This is a genomic window from Butyrivibrio proteoclasticus (assembly GCF_900115735.1).
In the GTDB taxonomy this organism is placed as follows: Bacteria; Bacillota; Clostridia; order Lachnospirales; family Lachnospiraceae; genus Butyrivibrio; species Butyrivibrio proteoclasticus_B.
This window is the reverse complement of the sequence record NZ_FOXO01000009.1, coordinates 93,795-110,938: the sequence shown is the minus strand read 5'-3', so window position 1 is coordinate 110,938 and position 17,144 is coordinate 93,795. Positions and strand designations below refer to the sequence as shown.

At 39.9% G+C, this 17,144-nt stretch carries 14 protein-coding genes; 3 read left to right on the top strand and 11 right to left on the bottom strand.

Translation table 11 applies throughout. The features are described 5' to 3' along the window. The 11 genes from xseB to BM146_RS07465 all read right to left on the bottom strand — a co-directional run bounded on the left by xseB (position 1) and on the right by BM146_RS07465 (position 12,233). Positions 1 to 234: an exodeoxyribonuclease VII small subunit gene (gene xseB, locus BM146_RS07515; RefSeq protein WP_074886709.1), complete on the bottom strand. Its 234-nt coding sequence runs from the start codon at positions 232 to 234 to the stop codon at positions 1 to 3. Continuing rightward, positions 218 to 1,441, bottom strand: a complete 1,224-nt coding sequence (gene xseA, locus BM146_RS07510) for an exodeoxyribonuclease VII large subunit (protein ID WP_074886706.1) — start codon at positions 1,439 to 1,441, stop codon at positions 218 to 220. The genes xseB and xseA overlap by 17 nt, the downstream gene beginning before the upstream one ends. Beyond that, positions 1,431 to 1,832, bottom strand: coding sequence for a transcription antitermination factor NusB (nusB, locus tag BM146_RS07505; protein ID WP_022775833.1), 402 nt, complete (start codon positions 1,830 to 1,832; stop codon positions 1,431 to 1,433). The genes xseA and nusB overlap by 11 nt, the downstream gene beginning before the upstream one ends. Positions 1,833 to 1,863: 31 nt before the next feature. Then, complete coding sequence (locus BM146_RS07500; protein ID WP_074886703.1) at positions 1,864 to 2,217, bottom strand: Asp23/Gls24 family envelope stress response protein; 354 nt, start codon at positions 2,215 to 2,217, stop codon at positions 1,864 to 1,866. A 71-nt stretch (positions 2,218 to 2,288) separates the two neighbouring features. Then, complete coding sequence (locus tag BM146_RS07495; RefSeq protein ID WP_074886699.1) at positions 2,289 to 3,746, bottom strand: transglutaminase domain-containing protein; 1,458 nt, start codon at positions 3,744 to 3,746, stop codon at positions 2,289 to 2,291. 27 nt (positions 3,747 to 3,773) lie between these two features. Continuing rightward, complete coding sequence (locus tag BM146_RS07490; protein WP_022775830.1) at positions 3,774 to 5,378, bottom strand: peptide chain release factor 3; 1,605 nt, start codon at positions 5,376 to 5,378, stop codon at positions 3,774 to 3,776. Between the two features lie 243 nt (positions 5,379 to 5,621). Beyond that, positions 5,622 to 7,712, bottom strand: a complete 2,091-nt coding sequence (locus tag BM146_RS07485) for a polyribonucleotide nucleotidyltransferase (RefSeq protein WP_074886695.1) — start codon at positions 7,710 to 7,712, stop codon at positions 5,622 to 5,624. 268 nt (positions 7,713 to 7,980) lie between these two features. Then, a complete protein-coding gene (rpsO, locus tag BM146_RS07480; RefSeq protein ID WP_022775827.1) occupies positions 7,981 to 8,247 on the bottom strand; it encodes a 30S ribosomal protein S15 in 267 nt (88 codons plus the stop codon). 159 nt (positions 8,248 to 8,406) lie between these two features. After that, positions 8,407 to 10,101, bottom strand: a complete 1,695-nt coding sequence (locus BM146_RS07475; protein ID WP_074886692.1) for a phospho-sugar mutase — start codon at positions 10,099 to 10,101, stop codon at positions 8,407 to 8,409. A gap of 84 nt (positions 10,102 to 10,185) precedes the next feature. After that, the gene (locus BM146_RS07470; protein ID WP_074886688.1) at positions 10,186 to 11,502 is read right to left on the bottom strand and encodes an ATP-binding protein; all 1,317 of its coding nucleotides are present in this window, start codon (positions 11,500 to 11,502) and stop codon (positions 10,186 to 10,188) included. A gap of 2 nt (positions 11,503 to 11,504) precedes the next feature. Beyond that, entirely contained in the window at positions 11,505 to 12,233 is a 729-nt protein-coding gene (locus tag BM146_RS07465) for a LytR/AlgR family response regulator transcription factor (RefSeq protein ID WP_074886685.1), read from the bottom strand. A 301-nt stretch (positions 12,234 to 12,534) separates the two neighbouring features. Between BM146_RS07465 and BM146_RS07460 the strand changes: the two genes are divergently transcribed. The 3 genes from BM146_RS07460 (at position 12,535) to BM146_RS07450 (ending at position 17,120) form a co-directional block, all read left to right on the top strand. Beyond that, positions 12,535 to 14,289, top strand: coding sequence for a leucine-rich repeat protein (locus BM146_RS07460; RefSeq protein ID WP_177201618.1), 1,755 nt, complete (start codon positions 12,535 to 12,537; stop codon positions 14,287 to 14,289). A 206-nt stretch (positions 14,290 to 14,495) separates the two neighbouring features. Then, the gene (locus BM146_RS07455; RefSeq protein WP_177201617.1) at positions 14,496 to 15,809 is read left to right on the top strand and encodes an MBOAT family O-acyltransferase; all 1,314 of its coding nucleotides are present in this window, start codon (positions 14,496 to 14,498) and stop codon (positions 15,807 to 15,809) included. A 111-nt stretch (positions 15,810 to 15,920) separates the two neighbouring features. Next, on the top strand, positions 15,921 to 17,120 hold the full coding sequence (locus BM146_RS07450) for a leucine-rich repeat protein (RefSeq protein WP_177201616.1): 1,200 nt from the start codon (positions 15,921 to 15,923) through the stop codon (positions 17,118 to 17,120). The last annotated feature ends 24 nt before the right edge of the window (positions 17,121 to 17,144 follow it).

The window sequence follows — 17,144 nt, the reverse complement described above, 5'->3', positions numbered from 1 at the left end:
TTATTCAAAATCCTCCAGATTGCCATCTGCTGCTATTTTTTGAACCTTCTGCTCAACTTTCTCGATAGCCTCATGACAATACTTTAGAAGTTCCATTCCCTCCTGATATTCTTTAAAAGAATCCTCTAAAGAAATATCTTCTTTATCAAGAGCCTGTATTTTCTTCTCTATCTCAGAAAATGCTTCTTCTACTGTAAGCTTCTTTTCTTCTGTGTTCTCACTTTTCTTTGCCATACGATATTTCCTTTGTTCCAACAACAGTACTTCTTATGATTCCATCTGTAACGTATATGTTAAGTTCATCGCCTTCCTTGACCGATCCAATACTTTTGACATTATCTCCTGCCCCATTTGAGACATAAGAATATCCGCCCATTAGTCTGTCAAGTGGCGATAGTCCCTTTAACTTTTCTATATCGATATTTAATCTATGCCTGTACTCTGACAACCTTCTGTCCATCCTTGAGTTTAGGGCATCACCAAGTTTATCAATTCTAAGAAGTCTGTCCCTGACCTTATTCATAGGACTTAAAAGTCGTAGGTTCTCTTTTAACCTGTCCTCTATAAGCTTCCTTGCTCTTATCCTGCTTTCCATGCTCTTAGTAAGAGTAAAAGCATAATCCTCTATATCCTGAAGGAACCTCTCGTACTCGTACACTGCAAGCTCAGCTGCCGCAGAAGGAGTCGGTGCTCTTCTATCAGAAACATAATCAGCTATTGTAGTATCCGTCTCATGACCAACTGCAGAAATGATAGGAATAGGGCAGTCAAAAATTGCTTGTGCTACATTTTCTTCGTTGAAAGCCCAAAGATCTTCTATAGAACCTCCACCACGTCCAACAATCATGGCATCAACATTTTTCTCTGTCAGAGCCTGTATTCCTCTGACTATACTCTCAGAAGCTTCTGCTCCTTGTACTATGGCGGGATAAAGAATTATTTGAATATGCGGATTTCTACGGGTAGCCACATTTATTATATCCCTCACTGCCGCACCAGTAGGAGCTGTAACTATTCCAAGAGTTTTTATATATCTGGGAATAGGCTGTTTGTATACTTCATCAAACATGCCGGACTCGGCAAGCCTTTTCTTAAGCTCTTCATATTTTTCGTAAAGGGCTCCTGCGCCGTCAAGTTCAATCTTTCTGGCGTAAAGCTGATATTTCCCATCTCTTTCATATACATCAACTGTTCCACTGGCCTTTATCTGCTGTCCCTCTTTCATCAAAAAAGAAAGGCCGCCTCTTTCCTTGTCACCACGGAACATCACACAAGAAATAGCACCACCGGCATCCTTCATAGTAAAATAAATATGTCCGGATGAGTGGTACCTCAAATTACTCACTTCTCCTTTTATAGTGATAGTCCTTAAAAGGAAATCCTGAGTAAACATATTCTTGATATAAGAATTAACCTGTGTGACTGTATATTCACTGCGCAAATTTAGCTAACACTCCATTTACAAAAGCAGGTGATCCATCCTGTCCAAACTTCTTGGCAAGTTCTACCGCCTCATTTATCGCTACACCTGTTGGAACGCTGTCATCGTATTTTATTTCATAAACAGCAAGACGTATGATTGTAAGATCCACCTTAGCCATACGCTTTGTATCCCATCCTGATGTGGCACTGTTTATTGCCTCATCGATCTCAGGAAGCTTTTCTGCTATCTTCTCATATTTTTCCCTGATCTGATCAGCATCTTTTTTAGAGAACTCTTCATCACTTACTGTTGTAAAAAGTTCTTCCTGCTCTGCCATCTCTTCGATGGAATTAAATTCAACACGAAAAAGCAACATAAAAATCTGCTCTCTCAGTAAACTTCTATTCATCACGTTTTTCCTATTCTATAATAAAGTTTTATCACGCCTTAGGCATTGTTATACCAGCTATTCTGATATTAACATCTGTAACTTCAAGGCCTGTCATATTTTCTATTGAAGCCTTTACTCTTGTCTGTGCCTGCTGGCAAGTTGCCGGAATATTATATCCATAAGCCATCATAAGTGCCAGATCGACCTGCACCTGTGATGCACCTATTACGACTTTAGCTCCCTTTGTAAGGTTCTTACGGCTTACCTTTTCAAGGGCGTCACTTGTGTAATTGCCAGCCATAGCTGAAACGCCATCTACTTCAAGTGCTGCAAGAGCCGCAATTCTAGCTACTACATCATCCGCAATCTTAACAGATCCAATCTCTGCAATTTCTTTTCCCATAACTTGTCACCTCATTTATTCACAATCATGAATTATTATACCACAATTCCCACAAATCCCACAATTCCACATCACAGCCAAAAGATGATTGTCTTGGTATCTGCAAATGTTGTGTAGGACACGGAAGCTGTATCACCCTGCAGATAATCAAAGACTTTTCTGTCTGTTATCAGCTCTGCAAACATGCTGTCATATACTTCCTGTGAAGCACACTTCATAGTCACATTGTTGCTTCCATCATTATACCTGCGATCAAACAAATCCTTTACAAGAGACATTTCAGCAGATGTGAAATATTCATCCTCTCTGACATAGTAATTATCAGCCATACTTGAGCAATCAGGCATATAAATCTCATCCGAAATCGTGTGATTTCTAAGTATATCTGATGTTGTGACATTAAGATAGTCATAATTTATGGCAGGAAGCTTGGTTACATCTGCACTTTCACCATTTGTAGTCTGATAAGAGGAGTCTCCCCATGTCACATCTACATAGTAATATGCATCATTGCACCTAACAAGATTCCAGGCATGTCTGACACCTTTTGAATTCTTGGTATCTACGGTTCCTGTAACAAGCGTACTGTCAATTCCAAGCTTATTAAGCAGGAGCTGCGCCGCCTTCGCATAACCATTACATACGCTTCTGCCGTTCAAAAAAACAGAGCATATATTCTGATTATCAGGTGACTCTATATCATACTCAGTATTTGTAATCAGGTAATCATAAATATACTTAATCGCATAATAATCATCTTCTGAAGAAGGCGCATTTGAAAGGCATCTGTTAACTGCTTCGTTTATCTGTAACTTCTTCTCCTCAGCCTCTTCCTTACTGCAAGTATAGTTGCCAGTAAAAGAAATCTTAGTGATCACGTTATCAATCGTATAGTTAGTATAGTGATATCCATCCACATAAAAAATCTCCGGATGATCTGCCATTACATAGTCAAAAACCTGCTCAATAGCTTCATCACTGGTAGTTGAGACAATAACATCAACAGCAAGATTCTGCATTATTGTAAGTATCTCAACATACAAAGTCTTCCCCGCTTCAGTGAGCCTTTCATAGGCATAAAGCCCTTCCTGACTCTTTTTTATCGTCTCTATCCCAATAGGAGAAAGCCCAATTGATTCCCTTAACATTTCATCCTTATCATCAGATGCTTTGGATAAGGTATCATCATCGCTTACCTTACCGGATGTAGTATCAAAAGTTCTGTTTGATGAACTCTCCTCTTTTAAGGCTTCATCTACTCCTTTTTCAGCAAATAGTGTAGTCTCAGCAGTTGACTCAAGGCCTGACAGATTATTAGTGGCATTATCTGTTTCAATGTCGGTCTCAGGTAACAGATAATTGCTGTCACTAGTTGTAACAGGATTATCCAGTTTAGAATCTTTAAGTCCTAACGCCTCCAGATAATCATCAAAGCTTTCATACTGACAACCGGTAAGAGAAGTCGTAACAACTCCGGCAACAAGGACTGCTGCCATTATTCTCTTAATTTTTCCAATGCCTTTTCTCAAGTATTCCCCTCCAACTTATGATAAGCATTAGTTCTTTTTAAATTCAGAAAGAATAAGTCCTTTATTTCTCTCCATCGTCATTCCAACACTCCACTCGTTAATGAACAAAAGAAGCGGTCTGTCATGCATATCCTTGATCTTCTTCATATCAGAAGTTCCAACAAGTGTAGACATATCGATATCCTGGTTGTCCACCCATCTGATGTACTCGTATGGAAGATTCTCAAGGATTATATCAACATTGTACTCGCTCTGGAGTCTGAACTTCAATACATCAAACTGAAGAACACCAACTACTCCTACAATTATTTCCTCAAGTCCAGTGTTGTACTCCTGGAATATCTGGATAGCACCTTCCTGAGCTATCTGAGTGATACCCTTTACGAACTGTTTACGCTTCATGGTATCTACCTGACGTACTCTTGCAAAGTGTTCCGGAGCAAATGTAGGGATTCCTTCGTATACCACATTGTCTTTTGGCATACAGATCGTATCACCAATAGAGAAAATACCCGGATCAAATACGCCCATGATATCACCGGCGTAAGCCTCACTAAGTATCTTTCTCTCATCAGCCATAAGCTGCTGAGGCTGTGAAAGTCTCATAACCTTGCCGCTCTGCACATGTTTAACTTCGTTGTTAGCATCATAGCGTCCTGAACAGATTCTCATAAAAGCGACTCTGTCTCTGTGAGCTTTATTCATGTTAGCCTGGATCTTAAATACAAAGGCTGTAAAATCTCTCTCAAATGGATCAATAAGCTCTCCGTCTGAAGACTTACGTCCTGTAGGAGGAGTGGCCATTTTTAAGAAATGATGGAGGAAAAGTTCTACACCAAAGTTCTGAAGAGCTGATCCAAAGAACACAGGAGTAAGTTCACCTGCTCTTACTTTTTCAAGATCATATTCAGCGCCTGCTCCATCCAAAAGTTCTATTTCTCCCTGAAGCTTTTCAAAAGCATCCTGTCCGATCTCACTGTCAATAGCAGCTTTATCATTAAGATCTATGAAAGTTTCTTTTCCTTCCTTTGTTCCCTTTTGTGTCTCAGAGAATGTAACTATATGACCTTCTCGCCTGTCATAGATACCTTTGAAATTCTTACCTGAACCAATTGGCCAGTTCATAGGGCATGTAGCGATTCCCAGGTTATTTTCGATATCATCAAGAAGATCAAAAGTGTCTTTTGCATCACGGTCGAGCTTGTTAATAAATGTAAAGATTGGAATATGACTCATGGCGCAGACTTTAAAAAGCTTTCTTGTCTGAGCCTCAACACCTTTGCTGGCATCAATGACCATGACAGCCGAGTCGGCAGCCATAAGAGTTCTGTATGTATCCTCTGAGAAGTCCTGGTGTCCTGGAGTATCAAGGATATTTATGCAACATCCTTCAAAATTGAACTGCAGAACTGATGAAGTAACTGAAATACCTCTCTGTTTCTCGATTTCCATCCAGTCAGATACAGCATGTCTGGCTGTAGCCTTACCCTTAACGCTACCAGCCATATTAATAGCTCCACCATAAAGCAGGAACTTCTCGGTAAGAGTTGTCTTACCTGCGTCAGGGTGGGAAATAATTGCAAAAGTACGACGCTTATTTATCTCATTAATTGTTTCTTTTGTATTACTCATTTCAAAATCCTTTTACTAAAACATTTACCGGTTGCTCACATCACAAATCAGTACTCAATCAAGTGTCCAAAACTGACATCTCATAAATAAACGCAAGGCCAAGTGCCTAGCCGATTTGATTGCTTTAGAAAACGTTGGTACTTAGGCGACGTTTTTCGGCGCCTTAGTACCACTACGTTTTCTATAGAGTGAGAACGTCAATCAAATAGGGTAGACACGAGCCTTGCGTTAAATCAATCAAGTTCAGTCTTTAGGGCAATCCTTGATTGAGAAGCTGATTCTTCCCATCTTATCCTTGCCAAGGCAGATTACCTTTACAGTATCGCCAAGTGTAAGAACATCTTCTACATGGTCGATTCTCTCTTTAGAGATCTTGCTGATGTGGACCATGCCCTCTTTGCCAGGAGCAAACTCAACAAATGCGCCGAACTCTTTGATGCTTACAACCTTACCTGTGAAGATCTGATCCTTCTCGAAATCTGTAACGATCACATTGATCATGTTAACAGCTTCATTGATCTTATCCTGATCTTCTCCACAAACAGAAACCTGTCCGTCATCTGTAATATCAATCTTAACGCCTGTTCTATCGATGATTTCATTGATTGTCTTTCCACGCTGTCCAACAACATCACCAATCTTCTCAGGATCGATCTGCATAGAAACGATCTTAGGAGCGTACTTGGATACTTCCTTACGAGGTTCAGCAATTGCCTTGCTCATGCACTCATCCATGATGAAGAATCTTGCTTCACGGCACTGCTCAATAGCTGTCTCAACGATAGGCTTTGTAAGACCGTGGATCTTGATATCCATCTGGATAGCTGTGATACCGTCTTTTGTTCCTGTTACCTTGAAGTCCATATCTCCGAAGAAGTCTTCAAGTCCCTGGATATCTGTAAGAACGATGAAATCGTCATCTGTATCTCCTGTAACAAGACCACATGAAATACCAGCAACCATCTTCTTGATAGGAACACCAGCAGCCATAAGTGACATACATGATGCGCAAGTTGAAGCCATTGATGTTGATCCGTTAGACTCAAATGTTTCTGATACGGCACGGATTGCATATGGGAACTCGTCAACGCTAGGAAGAACAGGAAGAAGTGCTCTCTCAGCAAGTGCGCCGTGACCAATCTCTCTACGTCCAGGTCCTCTTGAAACCTTTGTCTCACCTACAGAATATGCAGGGAAGTTGTACTGGTGTACATATCTCTTATCAGCTGCAAAGTTGTCAAGACCTTCAACCTTCTGAGCCTCTGAAAGAGGTGCAAGTGTTACAACATCACAGATCTGTGTCTGTCCACGAGTGAACATAGCACTTCCGTGTACTCTAGGAATAAGATCAACCTCAGCTGAAAGTGGTCTGATCTGCTTTATGCCACGTCCGTCTGGTCTCTTGTGATCTTTAAGGATCATCTTACGAACTGTCTTTTTCTCGTACTGATAGATTGCTTCACCAAGGATTGCAAGCCACTCTTCGTTGTCAGCAAACTTCTCTGATAGTCTATCTGTAATCTCAGCGATGTTTGCTTCTCTTGTCTGCTTGTCATCTGTAAATACAGCCTTTTCCATCTCTTCTGGTGGAACAACTTCCTTGATAGCTGCAAAGAGTTCTTCAGGAACTGCACAGCTTGTATATTCGTGCTTTGGCTTACCAACCTCAGCTACAATACCCTTGAAGAATTCAATGATCTGAAGGTTAACATCATGTGCCTTGTAGATAGCTTCCTTCATCTTCTCTTCAGGAATCTCGTTGGCACCAGCCTCGATCATGATTACTTTCTGTCCAACAGAAGCAACTGTGAGCTTAAGGTCACCTGTGTTCCACTGTTCCTGTGTAGGGTTAACGATGAGCTCACCGTCGATCATACCGATCTGAGTCATAGCACATGGGCCATCGAAAGGAATATCAGAAATTGAAACTGATATTGAAGCTCCAAGCATTGCAAGAAGCTCCGGACGGCACTGAGGATCAACTGACATAACCATTGTCTCGATTGTTACATCATTTCTGTAATCCTTAGGGAAAAGAGGACGCATAGGACGATCGATAACGCGGCTTGTAAGAATAGCGTTCTCAGAAGGCTTGCCCTCTCTCTTGTTGTATCCACCCGGGAATTTACCTACAGCATAGAACTTCTCATTATACTCTACTGAAAGTGGGAAGAAATCAATTCCATCCCTTGGCTTTGCTGAAGCTGTTGCTGTACATAAAACTGTTGTGTCGCCATACTGCATGAAGGCGCATCCGTTTGCCTGTTTTCCTACTTTGCCGATTTCAACTTTAAGTGTACGTCCGGCAAGTTCCATTGAATAAGTCTTTACCATTTTTTCTCCTTCTACTGCTCATCCGCAGTCCTTCATCTACAAATTCAAAAACATACTCATATACGACTGTTTCATTGAATTTTTGTACTTCAGGTGCGTGTGCAGCTTAAACATTATTATTGATATATGGTTTTCAAGGTCATAATAAAAATCACGCATGCATAATCTTTATTATAACTTTGAATCCATATATCTTTGTTATAAAAATACAAAAAACGGAATAGGCTGATGATAATACATCAGCCTTATCCCGTCTTCTCTTAACAGATTACTTTCTAAGACCAAGGTCTGCGATGAGCTTACGATAAGCTTCGATATCCTTTTTCTTGAGATATCCAAGAAGGCTACGTCTCTGACCTACCATCTTAAGAAGACCTCTTCTTGAGTGGTGATCCTTAGGGTTCTTGTCAAGGTGAGCGTTAAGCTCCTTGATTCTCTCTGTAAGGATAGCTACCTGAACTTCTGGTGAACCTGTGTCTCCAGCTGTTCTTGCGAACTTGCTGATTACTTCTGTTTTCTTCTCTTTTGAAATCATTTCTTTTCTCCTTTAAAATTACTGAATCCGCCACATACTCAGATTTAGGTTGGAGTATCCAAGAACCGAGTATCGGTAGTTTCTGTTACTATTGCTGTTAAACTTGTCAGCAACTAACACATATTAGCACAGAAAACAAATTATGTAAAGTGAAGAATATCACTCTACGCTGTTAATCAGTGCAAATATCTCTTCTTTTATCTTTTTGTTTGTTTCAAGGGCATTCTCTCTGCTATCCCTGTTTGAATAGAAGTAGAATTTAATCTTAGGCTCAGTTCCTGAAGGTCTGATTGCAAACCATGATCCATTATCAAGGAAAAGTCTTATAGCATTCTGAGCCGGGATATCCTCGTAGCCGTTAATATAATCAATGACTTTTTCCACCTTAGCTCCTGCAACTTCAGAAGGGATATTTTCCCTAAACCACTTCATCATGCGCTGAATACGCTGCGCTCCCGGGATTCCTTCGAGAACAATGTTTGGTTCATCCTCTGCAAAGAAGCCATACTTCGCGTAGATTTCCTGAAGTACATCCCAGAGTGTCTTGCCCTGTTTTCTATAGTAAGCTGCTGCCTCAGCAACAAGCATACCTGCTGAAATTCCGTCCTTATCACGGATATCCTCGCATACCGCGTAGCCTACAGACTCTTCATATCCAAAGAGATATGTATAGCCGTTCTCGTGAAGGTAAGGAATCTTACCGCAGATGTTCTTAAATCCTGTAAGAGTTTCAAACATCTCAACTCCATAAGCCTTAGCCATGATTGTTGAAAGAGTTGATGTAACGATGGACTTAACCATAGCACCCTTAGCAGGAAGTGTTCCGGCATCCTTTCTTCCCTCAAGGACATAATTAACAAGGATATATCCTGTCTGATTACCGTTAAGAGGAATATACTCTCCCTTGTCATTTCTGATCTCGATAGCGAATCTGTCCGAATCAGGGTCAGTTGCCATCAAAAGCTCTGCACCAAACTCTTTTCCGTACTGCTCAGATAGTTTAAATGCTTTAGGGTCCTCAGGGTTAGGGTATCCGACAGTTGTGAAATCAGGATCCGGATTTTCCTGTTCAGGAACTATCTTCCAGTTGTTGAATCCTCTGTCTGTAAGCATCTGCCTGAATGGAATAGAACCGCATCCGTTAAGTGGTGTATATACAAGAGGAATAGAAAGGTCAAGTTCATCACCTTCGTGAATAGCCATACCTTCGATCTTATCAAGGTATTCTCTGTCGTATTCTTCGCCAAGGATTGTAATCTTACCCTCTTTTACGAACTCATCAAAATCACCTTTTTGGATGCCGTTCCACATATCTACAGCTTCTATCTTCTCTGTCATACCGTCAGCAATCTCTGATGAAACCTGGCATCCATCATCCCAGTATGCCTTGTATCCGTTATACTCTCTAGGATTATGAGAAGCTGTAATGTTTATACCTGATACTGTTCCAAGTCTTCTGATCATAAATGCAAGTTCAGGAGTTGGTCTAAGGTCAGGGAATGTATAAACCTTAATTCCGTTAGCAGCAAAGATGCTGGCTGCAAGCTTTGAAAACTCCTTTGAAAAATGTCTTGGATCATGGGCAATGATAACACCCTTTTCCATATTCTCTTTTCCTGAAGCTACAATATAATCAGCAACACCCTGAGAAGCCTTACCAACAGTATAGAAATTCATCCTATTAGTTCCAGCTCCGACCTTTCCACGAAGACCTGCTGTACCAAAGGCCAGATTCTGAAAGAATCTCTCCTCAATCTCAGTGTCATTGTCCTTTATTTCTAAAAGTTCCGCTCTGAGCGGATCACTCTCAGGCAACTTTTCAAGCCATTCGTTATATCTTTCTTTGTAATCCATATTTACCTCCTATGATAAAAAAAATAACATATACTATTATGGCAAAAATGTCAAAAAAATAACTTTGCTCTGCCTTATATTTTATCATTTTTTCAATGGAATCAAAATTCTAAGTTCAAACCATCCATTCTCAGCCTTGATAGTGGTACTGCCGTCATATTTCAGGACAGTTTCTTTTATCCCCTTTATTCCAAAACCGTGATATTCCTTATTCTTTTTAGTTGTCTTTGGAAGTCCGTTTACCATTTTGATCTCGCCCTCATAGCAATTGCTGATAAGGATGTGAGCAAACCCCTTTTGGCCGGAGATCACCACATGGATAAGTCTTTTTTCTTTGTCCTTGATCTTCTTGACACTTTCGATTGCATTATCTATAGCATTTCCAAAGATAGTGCTTATATCTATCTCGTCAATATTGTCAAGAAGCTTTCCATCAGCAACAACAGACAACTGAATGCTTTCTTTCTGACACTGTAAAGCTTTAGTTGTAAGGATGATGTCCAGGACCTCATTGCCGGTTTTGTTCTGGGCTTCGTAGCTTTTTATCTCTTCTTCCATCTTATCGAGGTAAGCATTTCTTTTGTCCGGGTCAGACTGCGCACGAAGAACCGCTATCTGATGCTTTAAGTCATGATATTTCTGATTTACTACTTCTATACTTTCTTTTCCTATGCGGTAGTTGTTGTACTGCATCTTGAGCATATTTCTCATAGCTATACTCTGTTTCTCCGCATAAAGTTCCCGCTGCTGGTAATGATATGCTGTCTGAATAGCCACTCCCGCAAGATAAACAAAAGTCCTTACATTAAACTGATCTGCCTGGGAGCTGCCGCCGAATGGGGATCTGATGCCAGCATAACTAATAGATGACAAGATATAGATAAAATAAGCGACAAGCACACTTATTACAGCTTCCATTGGACTTATTCTGACCAGAGAGCCTTCATCAAAGTCGCTTTTATCCATGAGAAAAAATATCCCATAAATGATGATATAGTCACAGATCATTATCAGGATCATCTTCCAAAATGCATTCAGATTACTGTTTTGTTCAGACATAAAGCTGTACAATTGCCAAAAAAATGATGCTGAAAAACCCGCCAGCAAAAAAGCTCTCGAGCAGTAGTAAAGCGAATTGTAAACTCCTGAACCACTCAGCAAAAACATAAAACCAAACATCATGACTGCCGAAATAGCCATAAACACATTGAACAAAATTCCATCTTTTCCGCCTGTAAGCTGCATATACAACACTATTACAGGCAAAAAGAGTCCGCACAAAGCTACATGTTTTTTTAATTCAAATCTATGCTGCATATGCTGCAAAAACAGCACGCATGCGCACCAGTCCGCAACCGCAGTGCATATTCGCGGGATATTCCCGCCTAAATCAATCCCCATGACTAACCTCTGACTTCACTCATATAATTATTCAGTGCATCAACAAATGCTCGTTTTTGGTTCTTGCTGACAGGGATCCTCGTTCCATCCACGATAACATCCATTCCATCAATTTCATCCACATACTCAAGATTTACCATGAATCCCTGACTGCACCTAAATAGCATCTTGCTTTCCAGCTTACTCTCAATCTTTTTCATGGGAGAGGTTATTCTAAAATTCTCCATTCCTTCTTTCAGATGAAAAACAAGTTCCCTTCCCTCAACCTCAATATATACAAGGTTGTATAGATCAATCTTGTATGCATAGCCATTTCCTGACAAAAAGATATATTTGTGCTCCCGCTCCTTCATCCTGCCTATCGCCCTGTCGATCGTCTGTGAAAAAGGAAAATAATTGACCGGCTTTAATACATAATCCAGCGCATCAACCTCGTAGCCTGATATGGCATATTGCGGCGCATTGGTAATAAATATGATCACAACTTTTCTATCGTACTGTCTTATTATTCGGGCAGTTTCCATTCCGTCCATAAACTTCATCTCGACGTCCAATAAGATAAGATCAAAACCTGAACTTGTCTTACCGGAAAGCTCCGTAGTCAGGTCACTTCCATCAGTATATTCCGTAATAAGAAGCCTGTTTCCTGATTCTGCCTCATATTTTTTCAGATACTCCAAAAGAAGCTCTCTGTATTTTTTATCATCATCAACTACTGCTACGCTTATCAAAACAACCTCCAAATAAGCTTATACTTGATATCACTTGTTTAATCGTAACTGTTCACTCGCATACAGCTCGCTCCAGTAACCACTTCGCGCATTCATTCCAAATCGACTTCGTCGATGGAATGCGCTCACTCCCGTATCAAGTTCTCACGAAATGCGCAGCTTAGTGCGCATTTCTGCCTGAACAGTAACGTTTAATCACACTCTGTTACCATATTATACGAATTTTATTGACCATAGAAGTGATTTTTTAGATAATTGTCTCATGAAAAGAAATATATGGTTTGTAAATTTAATATCTCTAATGATCGTATTTCTTTTAGCGTCATGTACCTTCTCTGATAATGCTAAATCCACCGATTCCAAAGACAAGATAAAAATAATCATCGAAGATAATGAAGACCTTATATTATCTACAAATTGTTTCGAGACAACCTATGATTCAGATCTTCACTTACAGCTTTTTCCAAAAGATGGTTACAAAATATCCGGATGCGATTACAGCGACTATAATATCGAAAGAATAGACAACTACTATAATATAACACTTCACAATGTAAAATACTCCAGCGTAGTTTCTATATTTACATCTATTGCTCCTATCAAAGCAAGCTATTGTCTTGATTCCTATTCTTTTACCGACTATCCCGATGATAGTCATATAAAGATAAACACCTGTAAATATGAAGATTCTTTTGCCAAAGATGGCTACACTTTATATGCCTGGAGCACATCAAGAGAAGGCAGCGAGAATGATATCAGCCTTGGAAGCCGCATAAATAAAGAAATCCTGAGTTCATCCGTCCTTTATGGACAATGGGCAAAGTGGACTGATCCTTCGCTATTTGAATATGAAGTCCAGGGCGACAATGCACTGATAACAGGTTTTAAGGGTGAGGCAAAAGAGCTTGTTATACCGGGCAAAATAGATGGAAAAGTCGTTACAAAGATAACTGAGAATTCCTTTAAGAATCTGGATATCAAAAAAGTAATCCTTCCACCTACCATAAAAGATATAGAAAATGACGCATTTTCTGGTTGTCAGCTGGAAGAAGTGATTCTCTTTGACAATATTGAAAAAATATCCGACTACTCATTTAAGGACTGTAATAGCATTAAAACTCTCAGGATAAATGCTGCTTCAGCTCCAGTCTATGCCGGAACTTATTACGCAACCTTCCCTGATAAAATGGATTACCTTCAGTCGCTTTCAAGTGACTATCCAAACATGAAAAAGCTGGTTCTTTTTTCAGGCTCCTCTACTCGATTTGGCTATGACTCTCTCATGCTTGAAAGTGCTCTGCCAGAATACAAGGTCGCAAATATGGGCGTCTTTGCTTATACCAACGCTCTCCCACAGCTTGACCTTATTTTGCAGTATATGAATTCAGGGGACATTCTTCTTGATTCACCGGAATTTGACGCATCAAAAAGGCAGTTTTGCGTCACGAACAAATTTGACGACAAGTTCTTTAACCTGATTGAAGAGGATTATTCACTTATAGAAAAGCTCGATCTTAGGGATTATACCGGAGTCTTTTCCGCATTTGGCCAGTACCTTTCAAGCAGGCACGGAATCGAAGAAAAAAGCTATGACCTCTCTCCCTCAGACTATGACGAGAACTTTAATCCTATTGCGGAAAAGAGCTACAACCTTCAGGGAGATTATTGTCTGTACAGGCCAAATGCTGCAGATGACACCCCGGTTTACGACCTCCCCGTGGATTACACCATTGATGCTTTTCCAAGTGAGTATATAAATTCCTTAAATAATGAGGCTTCAAAGTTCACTCAAAAAGGCATTTTATTCTTTTTTACCTATGCTCCCAGAAATGAAAGTGCCATTTCCGATTCCAGCACCCCTGAGAAGCGAAAAGAGCTGGATGAATACTTTAGAGAGACATTAGAAATACCGGTTATTTCAGATATAGCAGATTCCTTATTCAGAGGGAAATACCTATTTGAAACTGACAACCATCTCTCTACAGAAGGCGTAAAAATACGAACTCAGAATATCATTAACGATCTTAATAAAGCTCTTAACAAGGAAGGCGATTAAAATGTTTAATGCACTGCTTCTTTTCATAATTCCTATACTTATCCTTTTTATGTTATTTAAGGGCTTCTCCTACCTGAAAATAGCTCTGGTTTTGATGAACATAATGCTGATACTTGCGGCAATACATCTGGTGATATCTACAAAAACTGGTGATAAAGGACGGAATATGTAAGATGAATTTCCTATCTCTGTGTTTTTTAGGAGCCATGCCGCTTCTATTTATCTCATATAACCACATACCTGTCAGGTTTCGCGCCTTTCTCCTTCTTGTTGCAAGCTGGGGATTTTATCTCCATGGAAGCCCTGAGTCTTTTTGGATTCTTTTACTTGTAACGCTTATTTCTTATATCTTTGGAAAAGAGCTTGAAAAGGAAAAGTCAGTTTTCTTACTTACAACAGGCATAACTTTAATACTCTCATTTTTAGTTGTATTCAAATACCTTGGACTGGGGCTTTCTCTGCCTGTAGGTATTTCCTTTTATACATTTCAGACGATCTCATATCTGATTGATGTTTATAGACAAGACTCCCACGCTGAAAAGAACCTGCTTAAATACGCTCTTTTTGTTTCATTTTTCCCTCAGCTTGTTGCAGGTCCTATTGAGCGCCCGGGGAAGCTTATTCCACAGCTAAAGTCCTGCGAAAAAGCATCACCATCTCAGATAAAGGATGGACTAACACTGCTTTGCCTTGGATATTTCAAAAAGGTATCAGTAGCAGATTTTTTTGCACCACTTGTTGATGCAGTATTTGATAATCCAGACCTTGCCTCCGGCCCATCAGTTTTATTTGCATCAATTCTTTTTTCCTTGCAGATCTTTGCTGACTTTTCCGGTTACAGCGACATTGCAAGGGGAAGCGCCAAACTATTCGGTATAGAACTTAGCCTAAACTTTAATCACCCTTATTTGTCAGACTCTCTGCGAGATTTTTGGAAAAGATGGCACATGACCCTCACAAGATGGCTTACGGACTACATCTACATCCCTCTTGGCGGCAATAGAAAAGGACAGATGCGTCTGGTACTTAATACTCTCATAGTTTTTATAGTCAGCGGCATATGGCATGGCGCGGGGCTTAAATTCATTTTGTGGGGACTTGGTCATGGACTTATTGTTTTGCTTGAAGACATTACCACTATAAAAAGATTTAGGGGCAGATTACCAAGAGCCATAAGAATCATCATAAACTTCCTGATCGTAAATTTCCTGTGGATATTCTTTAGGGCAAAAAACATGACCACTGCAGCAATTTTGATAATGCAGTTTCCGCGTAACTGGTCAAATGCTCTTGATAATATCAGAGACACTTACTATATTGCAGGAATTTCTTTTGATGTCGGTATCCTGTTTACAATTACCGGAGTTTTATCATTATATCTTTTGCCAAAATACCTTGAGAACAAAAAGATCATCGGTAAAGCTGCAGTTATTATCATAATGGCCATGGCTGTAATATTTACCAGAATGTACCAGCTAGAATCCGGCATAGAAAATGCGTTTATTTACTTTAGATTTTAAAAGGTGTTTTATATGAAAAAGAAACTATTTTACCTTTGGGCATTACTCCTAGTCCCTATCGTTTTACTGCTATCAGTGTTTTGCCTTCCCTCCCAATATGAAAAGAGCTACATGGGAGAACTGAAATACAAATATAACCGTTTAAAAAACACTGATGGAAAAAGGATCATCATTGTTGGCGGAAGTGGAATGGCATTTGATATAGACAGTAGTTTGATAAAAGAGAACTTTCCTGAATATGAAGTGGTAAATCTAGGTATGTATGCAGCTCTTGGAACAGCTTCTGTCCTTGATATGGCAATTTCCCACTGCCATGCTGGAGATATTATTATTTATGCCCCGGAGCAAAACACCCAGCCATTATCAATGTATCTTGGCAGTGACTTTGCCTGGCAGGCTCTTGACGGTGCTTATTACATGCTCCCATTCTTTATGATGTCAGAAAAGAATATATCCCTAATGGCAGCTGCATTTCCAAGATTTGCAGTACAAAAACTTAAGCTTTTTGTGACAAATTCAGCTCCCAACCCTGACTCTGTTTACAGAAAATCTGCATTCAATGAGTATGGGGATATTGCTGATGATCTCCCACAGAACACCATGCTAAATGGCTTTGATGAAAACACTGCTGTTTCCTATGATACTTCAGTTATACCTGCCGATTATGTTTCATACCTCAATGAATGTGATAAAAAAGCTACACAAAAAGGTTCTACTCTTCTTTTTGCTTACTGCCCTGCAAATAAAGCTGCAGTTGTAGAAGCTAAAGAATCTAACTTTGAAAGTGCTATTGATGGCTATGACCTTTTTCTCAGAAATACTCTTGCTATCGAAGTTATAGGGAACCCTTATGACAGCATCATGGATAAGGAATGGTTCTACGATACAAACTTCCATCTAAACAGCAGCGGAAAGAAGCTCTATACAAGGCAGTTTATAAGGAATCTCAAGGCCTATCTGTCAGACTCATCTGTAACAGCCATAGATATTCCGGATAAGCCATCTCTTTTATACGCCGCCAATACAGAAAAAAGTGTGCTTACCTCCAGCACCTACTCTGGTAACACAACCATCACTTCAATCACAGTAGGCTCAGACATATCCATGATAAAGGACTACGCTTTTAAAGGCTGTACATCACTTAAAGAAATACATATAAATAATACTGTCCCATCCTCAATTCAGATAGGACAGCACCTTTTAGACGGCACTGACGCCAATATTTATGTCCCCGCAGAAGCTCTGTCTCTCTACAAAACAGACTACCGCTTTTCACAATACTCAGACAGGCTCTTTGCTGAAAAGCAGTAACTATAGTTGGTCCCCGCAACCCAC

Bases quoted from the DNA above. Each gene is read 5' to 3' on its own strand.
- BM146_RS07450 (WP_177201616.1), top strand. From the start codon at position 15,921: ATGGGAGAACTGAAATACAAATATAACCGTTTAAAAAACACTGATGGA.
- BM146_RS07500 (WP_074886703.1), bottom strand. From the start codon at position 2,217: ATGGGAAAAGAAATTGCAGAGATTGGATCTGTTAAGATTGCGGATGAT.
- nusB (WP_022775833.1), bottom strand. From the start codon at position 1,832: ATGAATAGAAGTTTACTGAGAGAGCAGATTTTTATGTTGCTTTTTCGT.
- BM146_RS07460 (WP_177201618.1), top strand. From the start codon at position 12,535: ATGATCGTATTTCTTTTAGCGTCATGTACCTTCTCTGATAATGCTAAA.
- xseB (WP_074886709.1), bottom strand. From the start codon at position 234: ATGGCAAAGAAAAGTGAGAACACAGAAGAAAAGAAGCTTACAGTAGAA.
- BM146_RS07455 (WP_177201617.1), top strand. From the start codon at position 14,496: ATGCCGCTTCTATTTATCTCATATAACCACATACCTGTCAGGTTTCGC.
- rpsO (WP_022775827.1), bottom strand. From the start codon at position 8,247: ATGATTTCAAAAGAGAAGAAAACAGAAGTAATCAGCAAGTTCGCAAGA.
- BM146_RS07470 (WP_074886688.1), bottom strand. From the start codon at position 11,502: ATGGGGATTGATTTAGGCGGGAATATCCCGCGAATATGCACTGCGGTT.
- BM146_RS07490 (WP_022775830.1), bottom strand. From the start codon at position 5,378: ATGAGTAATACAAAAGAAACAATTAATGAGATAAATAAGCGTCGTACT.
- BM146_RS07475 (WP_074886692.1), bottom strand. From the start codon at position 10,101: ATGGATTACAAAGAAAGATATAACGAATGGCTTGAAAAGTTGCCTGAG.
- BM146_RS07485 (WP_074886695.1), bottom strand. From the start codon at position 7,712: ATGGTAAAGACTTATTCAATGGAACTTGCCGGACGTACACTTAAAGTT.